At 56.4% G+C, this 16,000-nt stretch carries 16 protein-coding genes and 1 pseudogene; 8 read left to right on the top strand and 9 right to left on the bottom strand.

What is annotated here, in order from left to right; translation table 11 throughout:
* Positions 1 to 155 (bottom strand): annotated as a pseudogene (locus tag EGK14_RS11025) (flagellin FliC); the annotation flags it as partial.
* Between the two features lie 358 nt (positions 156 to 513).
* Between EGK14_RS11025 and paoA the strand changes: the two are divergent.
* From paoA to EGK14_RS11005, 4 genes are read left to right on the top strand one after another with little or no spacing between them, the layout of a single operon-like run.
* Complete coding sequence (gene paoA, locus EGK14_RS11020) at positions 514 to 1,227, top strand: aldehyde dehydrogenase iron-sulfur subunit PaoA (RefSeq protein ID WP_125289144.1); 714 nt, start codon at positions 514 to 516, stop codon at positions 1,225 to 1,227.
* On the top strand, positions 1,224 to 2,174 hold the full coding sequence (locus EGK14_RS11015) for a xanthine dehydrogenase family protein subunit M (RefSeq protein ID WP_125289143.1): 951 nt from the start codon (positions 1,224 to 1,226) through the stop codon (positions 2,172 to 2,174). Before paoA ends, EGK14_RS11015 begins: the two co-directional genes overlap by 4 nt.
* A gap of 3 nt (positions 2,175 to 2,177) precedes the next feature.
* Positions 2,178 to 4,376 (top strand): aldehyde oxidoreductase molybdenum-binding subunit PaoC, encoded by a 2,199-nt coding sequence (paoC, locus tag EGK14_RS11010; RefSeq protein WP_125289142.1) that lies wholly within the window; start codon positions 2,178 to 2,180, stop codon positions 4,374 to 4,376.
* 9 nt (positions 4,377 to 4,385) lie between these two features.
* On the top strand, positions 4,386 to 5,333 hold the full coding sequence (locus EGK14_RS11005; RefSeq protein WP_125289141.1) for an XdhC family protein: 948 nt from the start codon (positions 4,386 to 4,388) through the stop codon (positions 5,331 to 5,333).
* Positions 5,334 to 5,427: 94 nt separating this feature from the next.
* Here the strand turns inward: EGK14_RS11005 and EGK14_RS11000 are convergent, their stop codons facing one another.
* The gene (locus EGK14_RS11000; protein WP_125289140.1) at positions 5,428 to 6,327 is read right to left on the bottom strand and encodes a LysR family transcriptional regulator; all 900 of its coding nucleotides are present in this window, start codon (positions 6,325 to 6,327) and stop codon (positions 5,428 to 5,430) included.
* Positions 6,328 to 6,469: 142 nt separating this feature from the next.
* Here EGK14_RS11000 and EGK14_RS10995 point away from each other — a divergent pair, with 142 nt between their 5' ends.
* From EGK14_RS10995 to EGK14_RS10980, 3 genes are all read left to right on the top strand, one after another.
* Positions 6,470 to 7,195, top strand: a complete 726-nt coding sequence (locus EGK14_RS10995) for an SDR family oxidoreductase (protein ID WP_125289139.1) — start codon at positions 6,470 to 6,472, stop codon at positions 7,193 to 7,195.
* Between the two features lie 254 nt (positions 7,196 to 7,449).
* On the top strand, positions 7,450 to 8,628 hold the full coding sequence (locus EGK14_RS10990) for an esterase (protein ID WP_125289138.1): 1,179 nt from the start codon (positions 7,450 to 7,452) through the stop codon (positions 8,626 to 8,628).
* Positions 8,629 to 9,288: 660 nt separating this feature from the next.
* Positions 9,289 to 9,492, top strand: a complete 204-nt coding sequence (locus EGK14_RS10980) for a hypothetical protein (RefSeq protein ID WP_125289137.1) — start codon at positions 9,289 to 9,291, stop codon at positions 9,490 to 9,492.
* A gap of 370 nt (positions 9,493 to 9,862) precedes the next feature.
* On the opposite strand, the gene EGK14_RS10975 is transcribed toward EGK14_RS10980, so the two are convergent.
* Positions 9,863 to 10,057: a contact-dependent growth inhibition system immunity protein gene (locus EGK14_RS10975; RefSeq protein WP_233598478.1), complete on the bottom strand. Its 195-nt coding sequence runs from the start codon at positions 10,055 to 10,057 to the stop codon at positions 9,863 to 9,865.
* A gap of 799 nt (positions 10,058 to 10,856) precedes the next feature.
* Between EGK14_RS10975 and EGK14_RS10970 the strand changes: the two genes are divergently transcribed.
* Positions 10,857 to 11,432: a hypothetical protein gene (locus EGK14_RS10970; protein WP_125289136.1), complete on the top strand. Its 576-nt coding sequence runs from the start codon at positions 10,857 to 10,859 to the stop codon at positions 11,430 to 11,432.
* Positions 11,433 to 11,586: 154 nt separating this feature from the next.
* Here EGK14_RS10970 and EGK14_RS10965 read toward each other — a convergent pair whose 3' ends face one another.
* Genes EGK14_RS10965 through EGK14_RS10940 form a run of 6 tightly spaced genes read right to left on the bottom strand, consistent with a single transcriptional unit; the run spans position 11,587 to position 15,543 of the window.
* A complete protein-coding gene (locus EGK14_RS10965; RefSeq protein WP_125289135.1) occupies positions 11,587 to 13,902 on the bottom strand; it encodes a primase-helicase zinc-binding domain-containing protein in 2,316 nt (771 codons plus the stop codon).
* 9 nt (positions 13,903 to 13,911) lie between these two features.
* Entirely contained in the window at positions 13,912 to 14,247 is a 336-nt protein-coding gene (locus EGK14_RS10960) for a DUF5375 family protein (protein ID WP_125289134.1), read from the bottom strand.
* The gene (locus EGK14_RS10955) at positions 14,237 to 14,503 is read right to left on the bottom strand and encodes a hypothetical protein (RefSeq protein ID WP_125289133.1); all 267 of its coding nucleotides are present in this window, start codon (positions 14,501 to 14,503) and stop codon (positions 14,237 to 14,239) included. The genes EGK14_RS10960 and EGK14_RS10955 overlap by 11 nt, the downstream gene beginning before the upstream one ends.
* The gene (locus tag EGK14_RS10950) at positions 14,500 to 15,027 is read right to left on the bottom strand and encodes a host cell division inhibitor Icd-like protein (RefSeq protein ID WP_125289132.1); all 528 of its coding nucleotides are present in this window, start codon (positions 15,025 to 15,027) and stop codon (positions 14,500 to 14,502) included. The genes EGK14_RS10955 and EGK14_RS10950 overlap by 4 nt, the downstream gene beginning before the upstream one ends.
* A 13-nt stretch (positions 15,028 to 15,040) precedes the next feature.
* Positions 15,041 to 15,289 (bottom strand): hypothetical protein, encoded by a 249-nt coding sequence (locus tag EGK14_RS10945; RefSeq protein ID WP_125289131.1) that lies wholly within the window; start codon positions 15,287 to 15,289, stop codon positions 15,041 to 15,043.
* The gene (locus EGK14_RS10940; protein WP_125289130.1) at positions 15,286 to 15,543 is read right to left on the bottom strand and encodes an AlpA family transcriptional regulator; all 258 of its coding nucleotides are present in this window, start codon (positions 15,541 to 15,543) and stop codon (positions 15,286 to 15,288) included. The genes EGK14_RS10945 and EGK14_RS10940 overlap by 4 nt, the downstream gene beginning before the upstream one ends.
* Between the last annotated feature and the right edge of the window lie 457 nt (positions 15,544 to 16,000).

Below are 16,000 nucleotides of genomic sequence, written 5' to 3'. Positions count from 1 at the left end.
CGGTTAGCAATAGCTTCACCCGCGGCGTCGTCTTTTGCGCTGTTGATACGCAGACCGGAAGAAAGACGCTCGATAGCGGTGCTCAGAGAAGCCTGTGATTTGTTCAGGTTGTTCTGAGTGGTCAGGGACATAATGTTAGTATTGATAACGGACATAGTCGTTTCCTTAAAATTTTTACCAGAGTTCGGATACGGCGCCAGGATGCCCGTCACCGTCTGTATTCTTTATCGTCACGCCCCGGCAAAACTTTAAAGCGACTTGCATAAAAATCTGCAAAAACTGCCGTTTAGGATAAGTCTTAACTCACGCGAACCAACAAAAGAACCAGCCCTGAAATAGTCGACCGCCGCCGCTAAAACTTTACCTTTTTTCATTAATTAATTTCCCTCACAACCGCATTGCGGAATCAAAGGCTATCCCCCGGCCAGTACCGACTATGCTTAATGCTCAAAAAACAGAAATAGTCCCTACCTACTTTGTCGTTCCTTTCTCTTTGCATACCGGAGGCCTGGCATGAGCAACCAAGGCAATAACAGTAAGAATCAGCCGTTTCGCTGCAGTACGGGCGAAATCAGTAACCAATATGAGAATATCCCTTTTCATCTGACGCGCCGCACGCTGCTGAAAGTAAGCGCGGCAACAGCGGCTACGGCAGCAGTTGCGCCCGGTGCGGCCCTGGGCGACAGCGAACGTCCAACCGCCCGCGCGCCTGAAATGCTGCCCCTGTCGCTAAAAGTGAATGGCGAAAGCAAGCAGCTTAACGTTGACACCCGTACCACGCTGCTGGATGCGCTGCGCGAGCACCTGCACCTTACCGGCACGAAAAAAGGCTGCGATCACGGCCAGTGCGGCGCCTGTACCGTGCTTGTCGATGGCCGCAGGCTGAACGCCTGCCTGACGCTGGCCGTGATGCATCAGGACGCCGAAGTTACCACCATCGAAGGTCTGGGTACGCCCGATAACCTGCATCCGATGCAGGCCGCCTTTGTGAAACACGACGGCTACCAGTGCGGCTACTGCACGCCAGGCCAGATTTGCTCGTCCGTAGCGGTGCTGAAAGAGATCGAAGCGGGCATTCCCAGCCACGTCACGCTCGATCTGGTGTCATCCCCGGAAGCGACGGCAGATGAACTACGGGAGCGAATGAGCGGCAATATCTGCCGCTGCGGCGCCTACTCCAATATTCTTGCCGCGATCGAAGATGTCGCCGGGAGCCAGAAAGCATGAAGGCCTTTACCTATGAGCGTGTGAAAACGCCCGCCGAGGCGGCAGCCAGCGCGCAGCGCACCCCCGGCGCTAAATTTATTGCGGGCGGCACCAACCTGCTCGACCTGATGAAACTGGAAATTGAAACGCCTTCTCATCTGATAGATGTCAATCATCTGGCGCTGGATAAAATTGACCCCACGTCCGACGGCGGTTTGCGTATCGGTGCGCTGGTGCGTAATACGGATTTGGCCGCCGACGAGCGCGTCCGTCGCGATTACGCCGTGCTTTCCAGAGCGTTGCTTGCCGGTGCGTCGGGCCAGCTGCGTAATCAGGCCACTACGGCCGGCAATCTTCTTCAGCGCACGCGCTGCCCCTATTTTTACGACACTAACCAGCCCTGCAATAAGCGGCTGCCCGGCAGCGGCTGCGCCGCGCTGGAAGGCTTCAGTCGTCAACACGCGGTGATTGGTGCCAGCAAAGCCTGTATCGCCACCCATCCCAGCGATATGGCTGTCGCCATGCGACTGCTGGATGCGGTGGTGGAAACGGTCAGCCCGGACGGTAGCGAACGCCGCATTTCCCTCAGCGATTTCTATCTGGCGCCGGGCGACACGCCCCACCGTGAAACCGCGCTGAAGCCGGGCGAGCTGATTGTCGCCGTTACCCTGCCCCGCCCGCTCGGCGGCACGCATATCTATCGCAAGGTGCGGGATCGCGCTTCTTACGCTTTCGCACTGGTGTCGATTGCTGCTGTTGTGCAGCCTGATGGCACGGGTCGCGTTGCGGCCGGCGGCGTGGCGCATAAGCCCTGGCGGCAGGAAGAGGCCGACGCGCAGCTGCCGCATGGCGTGCAGGCGGTTTACGATCGGCTGTTCGCCGACGCGCATCCTACCCATGAAAATGAATACAAGCTGCTCCTGGCGAAGCGTACGCTCGCCTCGGTACTGACGGAAGCGAGGGCATAAAATATGAAATTCGATAAGCCCGCAGGCGATAACCCTATCGATCAGCTGAAAGTCGTGGGGCGCCCTCACAATCGTATCGACGGCCCGATGAAAACAACGGGAACCGCGACCTACGCCTACGAATGGCACGATAAAGCGTCTGACGTCGCCTATGGCTATATTGTCGGCGCCGCCATCGCTAAGGGACGCATTACCTCGATAGATCTTCAGGCCGCACAGAGCGCGCCGGGCGTGCTGGCCGTGGTCACGGCGAAAAACGCCGGCAGCCTGGGCAAGGGCGAAAAAAATACCGCCACGCTGCTGGGCGGGCCGGAGGTTGAGCACTACCACCAGGCCGTGGCGCTGGTAGTGGCGGAGACCTTTGAGCAGGCGCGTGCGGCCGCCCAGCTGGTTGACGTGCAATATCGGCGTGAACGGGGTAGCTGGGATCTCGCTGCTGAAAAACCTGGCGCCACCGAAGCTCCGGAAGACCAGCCGGATACCCACGTCGGTGATTTCAACCAGGCCTTTTCCTCGGCGGCACTGAAGCTTGACGCTTCCTACACCACGCCGGATCAGAGCCATATGGCAATGGAGCCGCACGCTTCTATGGCGGTCTGGGAGGGCGAAAAGCTAACCGTCTGGACCTCTAATCAGATGATTAACTGGTGCCGAACAGACCTAGCGAAAACGCTGAAGATGCCGGAAGAGAACGTGCGCGTGATCTCGCCCTATATCGGTGGCGGATTCGGCGGAAAATTATTCTTACGCAGCGATGCGGTGCTGGCCGCGCTGGGCGCTCGCGCCGCGAAAAGGCCGGTAAAAGTGATGCTGCCGCGGCCGGTTATCCCTAATAACACCACGCACCGCCCGGCCACCATCCAGCATATTCGTATCGGCACCGACCAGGCTGGTCATATCACCGCTATCGCCCACGAAAGCTGGTCGGGCAACCTGCCCGGCGGCACGCCGGAGACGGCGGTGCAGCAGACCGAGCTGCTTTATGCCGGCGCTAACCGTTTCACCGGCCTGCGGCTGGCGAAGCTCGATCTACCCGAAGGCAACGCCATGCGCGCGCCTGGCGAAGCGCCGGGCCTGATGGCGCTGGAGATCGCGATTGATGAGATGGCGGAGAAAGCGGGCATCGATCCGGTGGCTTTCCGCATCCTTAACGATACCCAGGTCGATCCTGCCAATCCCGACCGCCCTTTCTCGCGTCGTCAGCTGGTTGAATGTTTGCGCACCGGCGCGGAGCGCTTCGGTTGGAACCGCCGCAACGCCACGCCTGCACAGGTAAAAGAAGGTCGCTGGCTGGTCGGAATGGGCATGGCGGCAGGCTTTCGTAATAACATGGTGATGACGTCCGGCGCGCGAGTGCATCTGGATGCCAACGGCATCGTTACCGTGGAAACGGATATGACCGATATCGGCACCGGCAGCTATACCATTATTGCCCAGACGGCGGCCGAGATGGCGGGCGTGCCGCTGGAAAAAGTGGTGGTGCGGCTGGGCGATTCCAGCTTTCCGGTTTCCGCCGGTTCCGGCGGCCAGTGGGGCGCAAACAGTTCCACCGCGGGCGTTTATGCCGCCTGCGTCAAGCTGCGCGAGGCAATAGCCAACAAGCTTGGCTTCGATCCGAACAAAGCGACCTTTGCCGATGAACAGGTACGCGACGGGGAGCGCAGCGCTCGCCTTGCCGATGCGGCAGCGGACGGTACGCTAACGGCGGAAGACAGCATTGAGTTTGGCGATCTGGAGAAGCAGTATCAACAATCCACTTTCGCCGGCCACTTTGTCGAAGTGGGCGTGGACAGGGCGACCGGAGAAGTCCGGGTACGCCGTATGCTGGCCGTGTGCGCCGCAGGCCGCATCCTTAACCCTAAAACCGCCCGCAGCCAGGTGATTGGCGCAATGACGATGGGTCTGGGCGGCGCGCTGATGGAAGAACTGGCGGTCGATAAGCGGCTGGGCTACTTCGTCAATCACGATTTGGCGGGCTATGAAGTGCCGGTTCACGCCGACGTGCCGGAGCAGGAGGTCATTTTCCTGGATGACACCGATCCCGTCTCCTCGCCGATGAAGGCGAAAGGCGTGGGCGAGCTGGGCCTGTGCGGCGTCAGCGCGGCTATCGTCAACGCGGTGTATAACGCGACCGGCGTGCGGGTGCGGGATTATCCCGTTACGCTCGATAAGCTGATCGCTTCGCTGCCGGATGTCGTTTAAGGAGGCGCTATGCTGCAACAGGCTTTCCTTAGCGACCAGGCTGCGCCAGCGAACCCGGTGCCGCAGCAGGCGCTGCTGACCGACGACAGCGCCACTATCCTGCGCTTCGCGGTAGAGGCGTTAAAAGCAGGTGCCGCTGCGGCGCTGGTCACGCTGGTAGCGATCCGTGGCGGCGCAGCGCGTGCGCTGGGCGCGCAGATGGTGGTACGTGAAGACGGTTTGTACTGCGGTTTTGTCTCCGGCGGCTGCGTGGAGGCCGCCGTCGCTCACGAAGCAATGGCGGTTATCGCCTGCGGCCGCGACCGTCAGGTGATGTATGGCGAAGGCTCGCCCTGGTTCGATATCGTGCTTCCCTGCGGCGGCGGCATTACGCTCAGCATCCATAAACTGCGCGGCGCGCGGCCGCTGCTGGACGTGCTGAACCTGCTGGAGCAGCGTCAGACGGCGGGGCTGCGCTACTTTCCACAAAGCCAGCAGTTACAGAGCGATGACTCGCTTATCCGGACGGGCTGGCACAACGACTTTTTCGCCACCGGCTATCGCCCCTGTACGCGCACCATTGTGTTTGGCCGCTCAATAGAGGCACAGGTCACGGCCAGCCTCGCTCAGGCGGCGGGCTATGATGTGCACCTCTGTGAAGCGCTCAATCCCCAGGCTACCGGACAGATAGATGCGCATACCGCCGTACTGCTGCTCTGGCACGATCTGAACCGCGAGCTGCCGGTATTACAGGCCGCCCTGACGGCCAGACCGTTTTACATTGGCGCGCTGGGCAGCCAGCGAACCCATGCCAGACGCGTGCAAAAACTCAGCGAGCTGGGCTGGAGCGATACGGATATCGCCCGCATCAAAGCGCCTGTTGGGCTGTTCCCCAAAGCGCGCGATGCCAGCTCGCTGGCGCTTTCCGTTCTGGCGGATGTCGCGGCGGCCCGCCTTAGCCTGGCGGAAGATGGCTAGCCGTATTGGGCGGTACCGGCAGGGCAGCCCGGTTCGGCTGCCTTAAAGTGCTGACAGGGTAATTCTGCCCGGCAGCCTTAAGGATACCGTTGTTTCACCGACCCTGATGCCCCTCGCGTTCTTCGGCGAGAAAGTCCACAAACGCGCGCAGTGGCGCGGACATAAAGCGGCTGGGGAAGTAAAGCCAGGGGCCTTCAAACGCAGTCCACCATGCCGGGAGCACCGGCATCAGATCGCCCGTGGCGAAATGGGGTTGCAGCCAGTTTTCAAAGGTAGCGATCACGCCTTTGCCGCAGCGTGCCAGATCGATAGCCGCGGCAGCGCCGTTAACGCCAATAGTCAAACGCCCGGCGGGATTGACGCTGACGGTTTCGCCATCGCGTTCAAATTCCCACGGGATCGGGGCGCCGCTTGAATATTTCAGGCGAATGCAGTCATGTGTCAACAGCTCTTTTGGATGCAAAAGAGTACGGTGAGAACTGAGCCAGCAAGGGGCGGCAGCCAGCGCCAGCCGTTGCGTTCGCGGGCCGATGGGGACAGCGATAATATCTTTTGCCAGATGCTCACCGTAACGGATACCGGCATCGCAGCCTTCGGCCGTCGCTTCAATAAGACGGTCATCAACCATGATTTCCACCCGTAACCCCGGATGGCGGCTAAGAAAGCGATCCAGCAAGGGCGGTAAGATATCAACCATGACCGCGCCGGTAACGTTCAATTTAAGCATGCCGCGCACCTCTTGCTGAGAGCTGGCAACGTCGTTAAGCACCGATCGCATTTCATCAAGCAGCGGCGTCATCCGTTCAGCCAGCGTCCGGCCTGCTTCGGTTGGCATAACGCTACGCGTGGTGCGAATAAAAAGCGGCACGCCAAGTCTCACCTCCAGCGCCGTGATCCTTTCACTGACCGTGGAAGGCGACAGGCCCAGCTTTTTTGCCGCAACCCGAAAGCCCTTATCTTTAAAAACCGCGAGAAAAACCGCTAAATCATCCATTGCCCTTTCCCGTGATTGTTCGCTATTGCGATCACCTTATTCGTATTGCCCCCGATTATCAAACAGCGCCGCACAGGTTATAAATCAGACAACGCACTGTTTTCCGTTACGGAAAGAAATCAACCCTGACTGGAGCCCGCATATGAAAAACAAAAGCGTTCTTATTACCGGCGCGAACAAAAGCATCGGATTCGAAACGGCCAGGCAGCTGGGCCTGCTGGGCTACAAAATTTGGCTGGGCAGCCGCGACAAAGCGCGTGGTCAGTCCGCCGTGGACAAACTTACCCGATGGGGCATCAACGCCCGTTTGGTGATTATTGACGTCACTAAACAAGAGAGTATTGAGGGAGCTGCTCAGCAGGTGCTAAAGGAAGACGGCAAGCTGGATATACTTATCAACAATGCCGGCATTTCGGGCGCGCAGCCGGTAGCCCCGGACGCGCAAAGCATCAGCGATATTATGGCGGTCTACGATACCAATGTTTTTGGCGTTATCAGGGTCACGCAGGCTTTTATTCCCCTTCTTAAAGCCGCGCAGGAGGCCAGGATTATTATGATCGGCAGCGGGCTGGGCTCGCTGACATGGGTCGCCGATCCCACTCATCCTTATTCCCACGTACAGGCAATGGGCTACACCAGCTCAAAAACGGCCGTTAATGCGATAACGGTCGCCTTCGCAAAAGCGCTTACCGCTTACGGTATCAGCGTGAACGCGGTCGATCCAGGCTATACCGCCACGGATTTCAACGGTCATTCCGGCCCCAGAACGGTTACCGAAGCTGCCGCCGGCATTGTCTGGCTGGCGGACCAGGCGACAGGAGAGACCACCGCTGGCTTCTGGTTCGAGCAGAATCGCGCGCCATGGTGATGCTTTAAAGCGTGTTGTTATCATCGGAGCAGAGGTGATGCCCTCGCCTCTGCGATGGTGCCCCGCCTGACAGTATCAGCACCCCTTTTCCCAATGACCACAAAGCCCGTTATCATGCAGTCCCTGGACAAAAAGCGTTCTGTTGATACGCTGGATAACGACCAGGCCAACCGCTTCGTTTATCGCAGGCGCTCAGATTGATCTGCCGGTCATACCCGTTCAAAGGTTGTGTATAAAAAAACAAGGGACTTAAAATGAAAAACAACATCGCCTGTCTGACCCTGGCCGTTACCGCCCTGCTGGGCTGTGCGGCTATTCCTGCCGCCGCCGCGCCTTTTCCGGCCACGCCTGATTTATCGGTGCCGGTCAGCCGTTACGTGACGCAGGTAAACGCAGATAAAAGCGTGACCTTCCGTCTTTTCGCGCCGGATGCAAAACGAGTATCAGTCGTTACCGGCTCCTCCCCGGATAGCTTTGTCTCACATGATATGAGCAAGGATAAAAGCGGCGTGTGGTCGTGGAAAAGCGGCTTGCTGGCCCCGGATTTATACGAATACTACTTTGATGTAGACGGCTTTCGTTCTGTCGATACCGGCAGCCGTTTTCAGAAGCCGCAGCGCCAGGTCAATACCAGTCTGATCCTGGTGCCGGGAAGTATTCTGGACGATCGCGCCGTGCCGCACGGCGATCTGTTGACGGTGACTTACCACTCAAAAGAGCTGCATTCAGAGCGCAGGATGTTTGTCTGGACGCCGCCGGGTTATAGCGGCAAAAGTGAACCGCTGCCGGTGCTCTATTTCTATCATGGCTTTGGCGACACCGGACTTTCCGCTATCGATCAGGGACGCCTGCCGCAAATCATGGATAACCTACTGGCCGAAGGCAAAATCAAACCGATGCTGGTCGTCGTTCCGGATACAGAAACGGATATCGCTCAGGCGATCCCGGAAAACTTCCCGCCAAAAGATCGCCGCAAAACCTTTTACCTTCTTAATGCCAAAGCCGCAGACCGCGAACTCATGCACGATATTATTCCGCTGGTCGACGCCCGATTTAACGTGCGCCGGGATGCGAACGGCCGCGCGCTGGCGGGCTTATCGCAAGGCGGCTTTCAGGCTCTCTTTTCCGGCATGAACCATCTGGACAGCTTTGGCTGGCTGGCGACGCTGAGCGGCGTAACCAGCGCAACGGTGCCGGATGCAGGCATTGCTCGTCAGCTCGACAGGCCCGAAGAGATTAACAGGCAGCTGCATAACTTCACCGTGGTGGTTGGCGAAAAAGATTCCGTTACCGGAGAGGATATAGCCGGACTGAAAAACGAGCTGGAGAAAAAGCATATCAGGTTCGATTATAAAATGTATCCTGGCTTAAACCATGAGATGGATGTCTGGCGCCCGGCCTATGCCGCGTTCGTGCAAAAGCTGTTTAAATAATTTTTTGCGCCTCCTTCGGAGATGGAGGGGGCGTTGAAATGATTTTACGTCTGGGCTGTCGGCTAACGGCACCTTCATCATATCGGGATGCAGCACTGCGCTGAGAATTTCTCTTTCGTTTTCGGACAGGAATGACCGCAGATGGACGACGTTAAGAATACGTTCACCCAGCTGTACTGACGTGGGTACGTCGTAGCGTTAGCGACGGTAGAAGGCCCGTCAGGTTAGCTGATATCTTTTATGGATACCTGCTTTTAGCTCTAAGACGAAGAGTGCCTTCTTATCCCTACCGGGCTGCTAAACGCCAGAAGCGGATATCGGCTGTACAGCGAGATACAATCGGACAGCCTGTTCCTCAACCGCGTGTTGCAGGGATCTGTCCTTTTTGTTTTCTGCCGATGGTTCTCCCCTGAGTGACGAGACAGCTTTGCTGGCAAAATTTGACCCTCTACGCAAATTTCCCATAGCGCCTCTACGGCCCGGGGCATCCTTGCCGCAGCCCGGAAAAGCCTGATATCAAGGGGGGATCCACTGGGCACGGTCTTTGCCTGCAATCCACTGAGCTCAGGGGATCTTTTCAGGATAGGCTAAAATTGTATAAGGAAGGGTCAGCAAAATACTCCAGAGTTATCACGCGGTTTATCAGAAAGAGGACGGGAAATGAAAATTACTGTGATTTTTGAGGATACAGGCATTGAAGAAGAGCATGATTTTGACGCTAAACCTCGCGCCGGAGAGTTAGTAACTTTAGTTCGCGATGGTAAGGAAGCAGATTATATCGTTATAATTGAGCCTGATCCCGACCATACTCATGATAACGGGCGTGATGGATATCCTACAAAGGCCAGGGTCCGGCCGGCTTAATAAGCAATGATTTAACCAACCACTTACCAAGGCGGTTTTTTGCATGGCGGGAGCTAACCATCCTGCCTGGCTTCGTACTGCTCATCTTCTTAACCTTCCACGTGATGCCGCTATCAGACAGCTTCTGCTGTGCTAAAGTCGCCTGTAAGCAGATAACGGTATGGTCACTGGAGCGCCGGTCATTTATTCAGCTTACGTATGGGGAAGCAAGAAATAAACTTCCTGCTGACGAATTAAAGAAAGTAATATTTGTACGAGCGAGAAAGTAATGTGAGCGATACGCGACAGCCGTTAAGTTCAATCATCAACTACGCGTAAGACGCCAGTCAAGAAAGTTATAGTTTGTTATCAAGATGGCTTTTAACTTTCTCTAAGAAAGATCGTATCGTTTCCCCCAGGAGTCGGGGCAGAACTCTCCCTGACTGATAGCGCCAAATGCCTCTGTAAGCGCACCATCGTTTAACGCCAGTAAATCATCAGTTTCCTGGTAAACTTTCAAAGCTGCTTTGGGGTTTTCGGTTTCTAAGTAGCTGTCCAGTATTTCTTCTGTCGTTTCGCCAAACAGATCGTAATCCTGACCAAAAAATACCCGTACAAGCGTCCCGATATTTTTATAGTTTTAGCCATTGCCAGCCTCAAAAAGAAGGATACGAAGTAATAAACATGTGAAAAATCACGCTGCCACTTAGCAAGATGCTGAAGAAACGTTAATTTTATTAAGAAAGTGGTGCGATAATAGGAATAGATTAGAACACATAATACATTGTTTTATAAAATAAAAAATTAAAATAAAAAAACCATCTATACACAAAGCTATACACATTACTGGAAGCGTGCGTGAATGAACGTCTCCTACACACCCTCCCCTCATTAGCCATTCACTGAGCCAGAAACTCTACTCACAACTATGAACCGCATGCACGGCCAGATTGTATCTATATTTCAGCTTTTAGCTCCACTCACAGCTAAAAAAAAAGATTTTACGGGAAAGTGTTCACCCTGTTCACCTTTTTCTTTTATATTTAATTATCAATAAGTTAAGCGGTGATCACTCAGGTGGTTACTATTCACCAGTGTTCACCCGAAGGTGAATACTGGTCACCTCCATGCGCAAAAAACCATATGGTCAGCTTGGGTGCTTTATGTAGTTTTGTACTGCATCAAAGCTGCCAGTTACCTTCACAGCTCGGCAAATCAAAGTCAGGATGAATGATGATGGCAAAACGTCACGGCTTTAGCATCGCCTATTTTCTAAGCCGAAAAGCGGAAGTTCGCAAATTATCTTAACTCCATAAGAGCTTGAAGAACATTATGATTTATTATAAAGATAAATACCTGATTGCATACTGAGGATGGTGCTAATTATGAATCGCGATGATATAAGTGAATACCTTGTCCATTGGACAAAAGGGAATAATTATGAAGACGCTTTTAGGGGGTTAATATCTATTTGTTTAGATGGTGCCTTAAAAGGTGGAGGTAGAGGGGTTTTTGGTGGCGAAAAATGTGTTTGTTTCACAGAAGCACCAGCTGAAAAATTTCACGGGAAAGTAATAGGTCATTTTAAACCGTTTGGTATTCAAGTCGAAAAAAGATGGGCATTCGAACGCGGTGGGCGGCCTGTAATCTATCAGCCAAGAGAAGACCTAGAAAAACTACACAAATCAATACACTGGAAGCACGTTGATTTTTCATACGGAAATAGTCCACAATCCAGAAATTATACCTGGCAGCGTGAGTGGCGTGTAAAAGAAGATTTATTAAATTTACCTTCACAACCTACCATCATTGTTCCAGATAAAGAATGGTGTAACAAATTAATCGCAGAATTTTCAAATGAGAATTTAATCAGAGGATGCGAAGAAAATATGGATATGGGGTATTATTACACATACAACCCAGTATTAGGGAATGAATATACAATTCTTTGGTTAGAATGACATTATTTTTTAAAAGTCCTGACCTGTTCCTTGGTAACAATGATAAAACTTAAATTTTAGAGGGTTCATTGCGACACGGCAGCCTTAATCGTGTACAGCTATGTCCACTTTTGACACAAACCGGCCGGAGCCGGTTTGTTGTCTGTCGTCTGGCTTATGCATCGCAGCGCGGCAGCCAGTCAGCTTCGCAGTCTTCGCTCAGCTCCAGGCTGGTCTGGATGCCGTTCTTTGTCTTGCGCTTCAGCAGCTCTATCTCGTACTCCTTCAGCGTCTGCGGCACCGCCTGGCCGAAGGCGGTCAGGCTCATAGGGTGCTGGTGCCCTCTGGCCTCCATAAACGACAGGTAGGCGTGATAAAGGTAGCGACGCGGGTTCATTGGCCGGATATTCGCGTTACCGATAAACAGCCCGGTCGGCGTACTCAGCGGCGTCAGGTAGCCACAGAAGTCGACCAGCGGGTCGGCGCTGCGCTTGATTTCCAGCGCCTCTTCCGACGACTGCTGCGCCTGGAGTAATTCGCGGGCGTCGTCCGGGCGGGTGAAGCGCTGCATCAGGTGGCGCACGATAACCGCCAGCTCACCGGCAATCTTCTCCAGCAGCTGCGGGTCGCGCTCGTTCGCCGGTATCACGTCCGGGAACGGCAGGATTACCCGGCGACGGGACACGCCGCCGCTGCGGTCGCTGAAGCGCATCGGGTTATTGTTCACCGCCAGTATCACTGCCGGGATGTGCGTTGAATAGGCGTCACGGTACTTCGGGTCAATCGCCACGGCGTCGCCGCCGGTAATTGCCTTGATGCCCGCGCCGTCGCCGCTCCACTTCTCCTGGTCAGGCAGGATAATCAGCGAGTAGCCCACCACGCTTGCACGTTCCCGCGACGACTCCAGCGTGTCGATGGTGGCGGCCGTGGTGTTGTCCTCTCCGGCCAGCAGGCGGGCAATCGACGCCATCACGCTTTTCCCGCTGCCGCCGGGGCCGGTCACCTCAAGGAACAGCTGCCAGTCATAGCGGTTTGCCAGCACCATAAATAACGCCGCGAGAATGCGCTCCTGCTTCACCTCATTACGTCCGGCCGCCCGCGTCAGCCACTGCCAGAAGTGCGGCGCATCGTCGGCCAGATTCTCGCCCGCCTTGGGCGTGGTGTAGTCCACGCTGTTAACGGTGCGGAGCCAGTGCTCTTTCTTGTGCGGGCCGAAGCTGCCGGTCGCGGTGTCAAACACGCCGTTGCGAAAGCCAATCAGCCGCCGGGCCGGTGCGCTCATCTGCGGCACCATCAGCTTGAGGGTGTCCACGATGCCGCCGATACCGGTAGCGGAGAACGGCGCGCGCACCTTCTGAAACAGCGCGGCAATCTCGCGGCTGAGCACGCGGTACGGCAGTACCTGCCACGCGCCGCCCTCGTAGCGGCACAGGTCTTCACCCACGACCGGCACGGCCAGCGTGTTGAGGTAGTGCGCGGCCAGCAGTTCGGCCTTCTGGCTGGCGCTCATGGCCTTCAGGTCGGCCTCACTGACCGACTCAAACGGGCTGAGCGCTTTTGGCTGGGTGAACGCGGTCAGCATTGCCTGAGTCGTCATTTCACCCTCGGCCTGAAACACGTCGTTCCAGTCGCCGGTCACGGGCGGCAGCGCGGGCTTACCGTTGCAGCGCTTCGCGGCGGCTTCGGCACGCAGCTGGCCGGTGCCGTTCTCGTCGTTATCGGCGGCAGTCACTATCAGCGCCTCCGGGTATTCGGCGTGCAGGCGCTCTGCCAGCGCGGGCAGGTTGTTGGCGCTTAAGGCCACGTAAACCGTCTGCCCGGTCAGCCGGTGCACGGTCAGGCCGGTGGCGTAGCCCTCGGTCAGCCAGAGCGTGTCGCCGGGTTCGCCCAGGCGGTGGAACGCCTCTTTCACCTGACCACCCGCAAGGGTACGTTTGGTGCCGTCAGCGTTAATCAGCTGGGCGTTAACCGTTTCGCCGGAAAAATCCGTCAGCGGCACGAGCAGGTCGCCCGGCTGATAGGTGGTGTCGCTGATGCGCTTTGTGGTGCTCAGCGTCAGGGCGCTGACGTCAGCCAGCCTCTTGCTCGTCAGGTAGGCGTTACCGGTATTCGCTTTCGCTCCGGCAACAAGCCGGGCGGCTTCCTTTGTCGCCCTGAGTCGCGCCTGCGCCTTTTCCTCTTCGGTTTTCTTCTGAGAGGTAACCAGCTTAACCGGCAGGGTGCCAATCAGGTCAGCCACCCGGCAGGCGGCCTCCCTGGTGTCCACGTCCAGCGCCTTTTCAACCAGCGCCAGCCCGTCGCCCGCGCCGCACTGGTTGCAGACCCACGTGCCGCGCCCGGCCTGATTGTCGAAGCGGAAGCGGTCTTTGCCGCCGCAGACGGGACAAGGCGAGTGCTGTCCGGCGGCGTTGATGCTGATACCCAGCGCGGGCAGCAGCTGAGGCCAGTGACCGGCGGCAGCGCGCACGGCGTCGGTGACGATATGTTTCATGCGGCCTCCTTAATGCAGCGTGGCTTTTGATGCGGCCAGGCGACCGCACAACAGTTCATCCATCATGGTTTCCCCCATGCGCGTCAGTCGCGGCGCGGCGACCAGCACGTCGGGCTGTACCATTTCGCTGAGCATGGTGCAGGCCATGTCCATGCCGTTTTCCGGGCCGTACTTGCGCACATAATAGCCTTCCAGCTCCAGCGCGATGGTCATCTGCACCTCGTCCAGCGAGGCGGAGACGTCGAGGCCGTAATGCTCGCAGGCGGAAAGATAGCCCTGGGCCACGGCGCGGCGGTAAACGGCGGTGCGCACCTCAACGGGCAGGCAGGACTGATTAGTTGTCACAGGAGACCTCCATATCGTTAAGCATGACGGATTCACAGGTACTGACCACTTTACCGAGCTGGTCGGTCAGCAGCGCCACCACGGACGCCAGCGCGTTGCCGTCGGGGCCGTTCTTACGGTTGCCGGAACATTCGATAACGTCCAGCATGTCGAGCACGGTCACGCCCACGCTGTGGGCATGCTGAAGACGCAGGAAATCGGCGTGTGGAATGGGGTAGCTGTCGTGGTTATTGAGTCGGGCTGACAGGGTATTCATGCGGCCACCTCGCAGAGCGGCAGGCGACCGGCAAAGGACAGCACATAGTCGCGGGCCAGCAGGCGGCGGGCGGCGGATTCGGTTTCGGCGTTAGTGCGCAGCATGCAGGGACGGGCGGCGGTATCGGCACGGCGCACGGCGGCAAAAAGAAAGGTGAACTGCATGCGTGCAGAAATAAGGGTTGCGGCCATAGTGGCAGACTCCATTGAGTAGCGGTTAACGCTACCACCAGAGTTCCTACACTCGGGGGTGGTAGCCCAGACGGGGGTAGGAATACCGGCCTCAATGAATACCGGCCAGCCCGAAGGCTGCCCCGCCTGAGCCACCATTATCTTAAAGGCACAACGGCATAAAAACCGCTGCGCTAAAAATTGGCGCACTGAGGCTACGACGTAAAAAAACACGCATGGCGCGTGCTGTGTCGCCATTGAGTAACTCGGGTTCCTACGCCCGGCTGCCGATTTTGCGGCAGCGGGAAAACAGTACACCGGCGACTCGCCAGAAAAAAGCCTTTTTTTAAACATCGGGCCTTTTTCCTCAGCAATCGGTCAGGACGTGATCGGATTGCGGCGGATTTGATCGGAAGTTCTGGCTCTGCTCACCTTTGCCACCCTTCGCAGGCTTCGGCTTTTCGGTAAGCACCGAAATATGGCCGTGACGGCCGCTGTTGAATGCGGGCAGCGTGGATTTTTTGCCCGCGACGGCGGCAAGCAGGCTTTCGGCCACGTACACGGCCTCTTCCTGGCTCAGCGGGTAGCTGCGGGTGCCGAAGTTAAGCTTAATCATGCCGCACCTCCGGCACGCTGCGCGATGCGGGCCTGCATCCAGTCGTCAATCTCCGACGCCAGCCAGGCGACGTTCTTGCCGCCGAGCGAAATCTGCGAAGGAAACTGCTCGCGGCAGATTAAGTCGTAAATGGTGGAGCGGGACAGGCCACAGGTGCTGATAACCTCCGGCAGGCGCATAAAGCGGTCGCGGGGGTATTGAAGGTCGATAACGGTCGGCGTGGCCGGGGCGGATGGTGAAGCGGTGGAAAGCATGGTGTTACCTCGTTTTGTATCCGGGCGGCGCTGGCCGGTTCCGGTCGTGTTGTGCTGGTAACCCCCTATTGTGAGAATATTTTTGCGCGTGTAAACAAGCCGTCGTCCGGTGGTAAATGAGCAAAATCGCGTTTTGTTGCACCCTGTTGCTCACTGTTTATCAACGATTGTCAGAGATTATCACTTATAAAAAATTAACCGGAAATTCAGATTCATTAATAGCTAAAAACTCTGAAAAAATGCTCGCCAGAAAAAGGGCGGTTTAAAAGCGGGTGAACAGCGGTGAACACCCGGTGAACAGTTCATTATCAAGTGTTCACCCCTTTACTTACTGTATTTATTATCTTTTTTTCAGGGGTGAAGAGTAGTGAACAGTTTTATATGAAACTAAAAGCTCAGAGAGGGTATGCGGTGAAGATTTGGCCGTGTTTGTTCAGCGACAGGCGGGCAGCAATGA

The organism is Erwinia sp. 198, assembly GCF_003937915.1.
GTDB lineage: Bacteria > Pseudomonadota > Gammaproteobacteria > Enterobacterales > Enterobacteriaceae > Erwinia > Erwinia aeris.
Note: the sequence above shows the minus strand (reverse complement) of the source record. Positions and strands in the feature narration are given on the sequence as shown.

Coding starts and splice junctions, on each gene's coding strand:
- paoA (WP_125289144.1), top strand. CDS start 514: ATGAGCAACCAAGGCAATAACAGTAAGAATCAGCCGTTTCGCTGCAGT.
- EGK14_RS11015 (WP_125289143.1), top strand. CDS start 1,224: ATGAAGGCCTTTACCTATGAGCGTGTGAAAACGCCCGCCGAGGCGGCA.
- paoC (WP_125289142.1), top strand. CDS start 2,178: ATGAAATTCGATAAGCCCGCAGGCGATAACCCTATCGATCAGCTGAAA.
- EGK14_RS11005 (WP_125289141.1), top strand. CDS start 4,386: ATGCTGCAACAGGCTTTCCTTAGCGACCAGGCTGCGCCAGCGAACCCG.
- EGK14_RS11000 (WP_125289140.1), bottom strand. CDS start 6,327: ATGGATGATTTAGCGGTTTTTCTCGCGGTTTTTAAAGATAAGGGCTTT.
- EGK14_RS10995 (WP_125289139.1), top strand. CDS start 6,470: ATGAAAAACAAAAGCGTTCTTATTACCGGCGCGAACAAAAGCATCGGA.
- EGK14_RS10990 (WP_125289138.1), top strand. CDS start 7,450: ATGAAAAACAACATCGCCTGTCTGACCCTGGCCGTTACCGCCCTGCTG.
- EGK14_RS10980 (WP_125289137.1), top strand. CDS start 9,289: ATGAAAATTACTGTGATTTTTGAGGATACAGGCATTGAAGAAGAGCAT.
- EGK14_RS10970 (WP_125289136.1), top strand. CDS start 10,857: ATGAATCGCGATGATATAAGTGAATACCTTGTCCATTGGACAAAAGGG.
- EGK14_RS10965 (WP_125289135.1), bottom strand. CDS start 13,902: ATGAAACATATCGTCACCGACGCCGTGCGCGCTGCCGCCGGTCACTGG.
- EGK14_RS10955 (WP_125289133.1), bottom strand. CDS start 14,503: ATGAATACCCTGTCAGCCCGACTCAATAACCACGACAGCTACCCCATT.
- EGK14_RS10950 (WP_125289132.1), bottom strand. CDS start 15,027: ATGTTTAAAAAAAGGCTTTTTTCTGGCGAGTCGCCGGTGTACTGTTTT.
- EGK14_RS10945 (WP_125289131.1), bottom strand. CDS start 15,289: ATGATTAAGCTTAACTTCGGCACCCGCAGCTACCCGCTGAGCCAGGAA.
- EGK14_RS10940 (WP_125289130.1), bottom strand. CDS start 15,543: ATGCTTTCCACCGCTTCACCATCCGCCCCGGCCACGCCGACCGTTATC.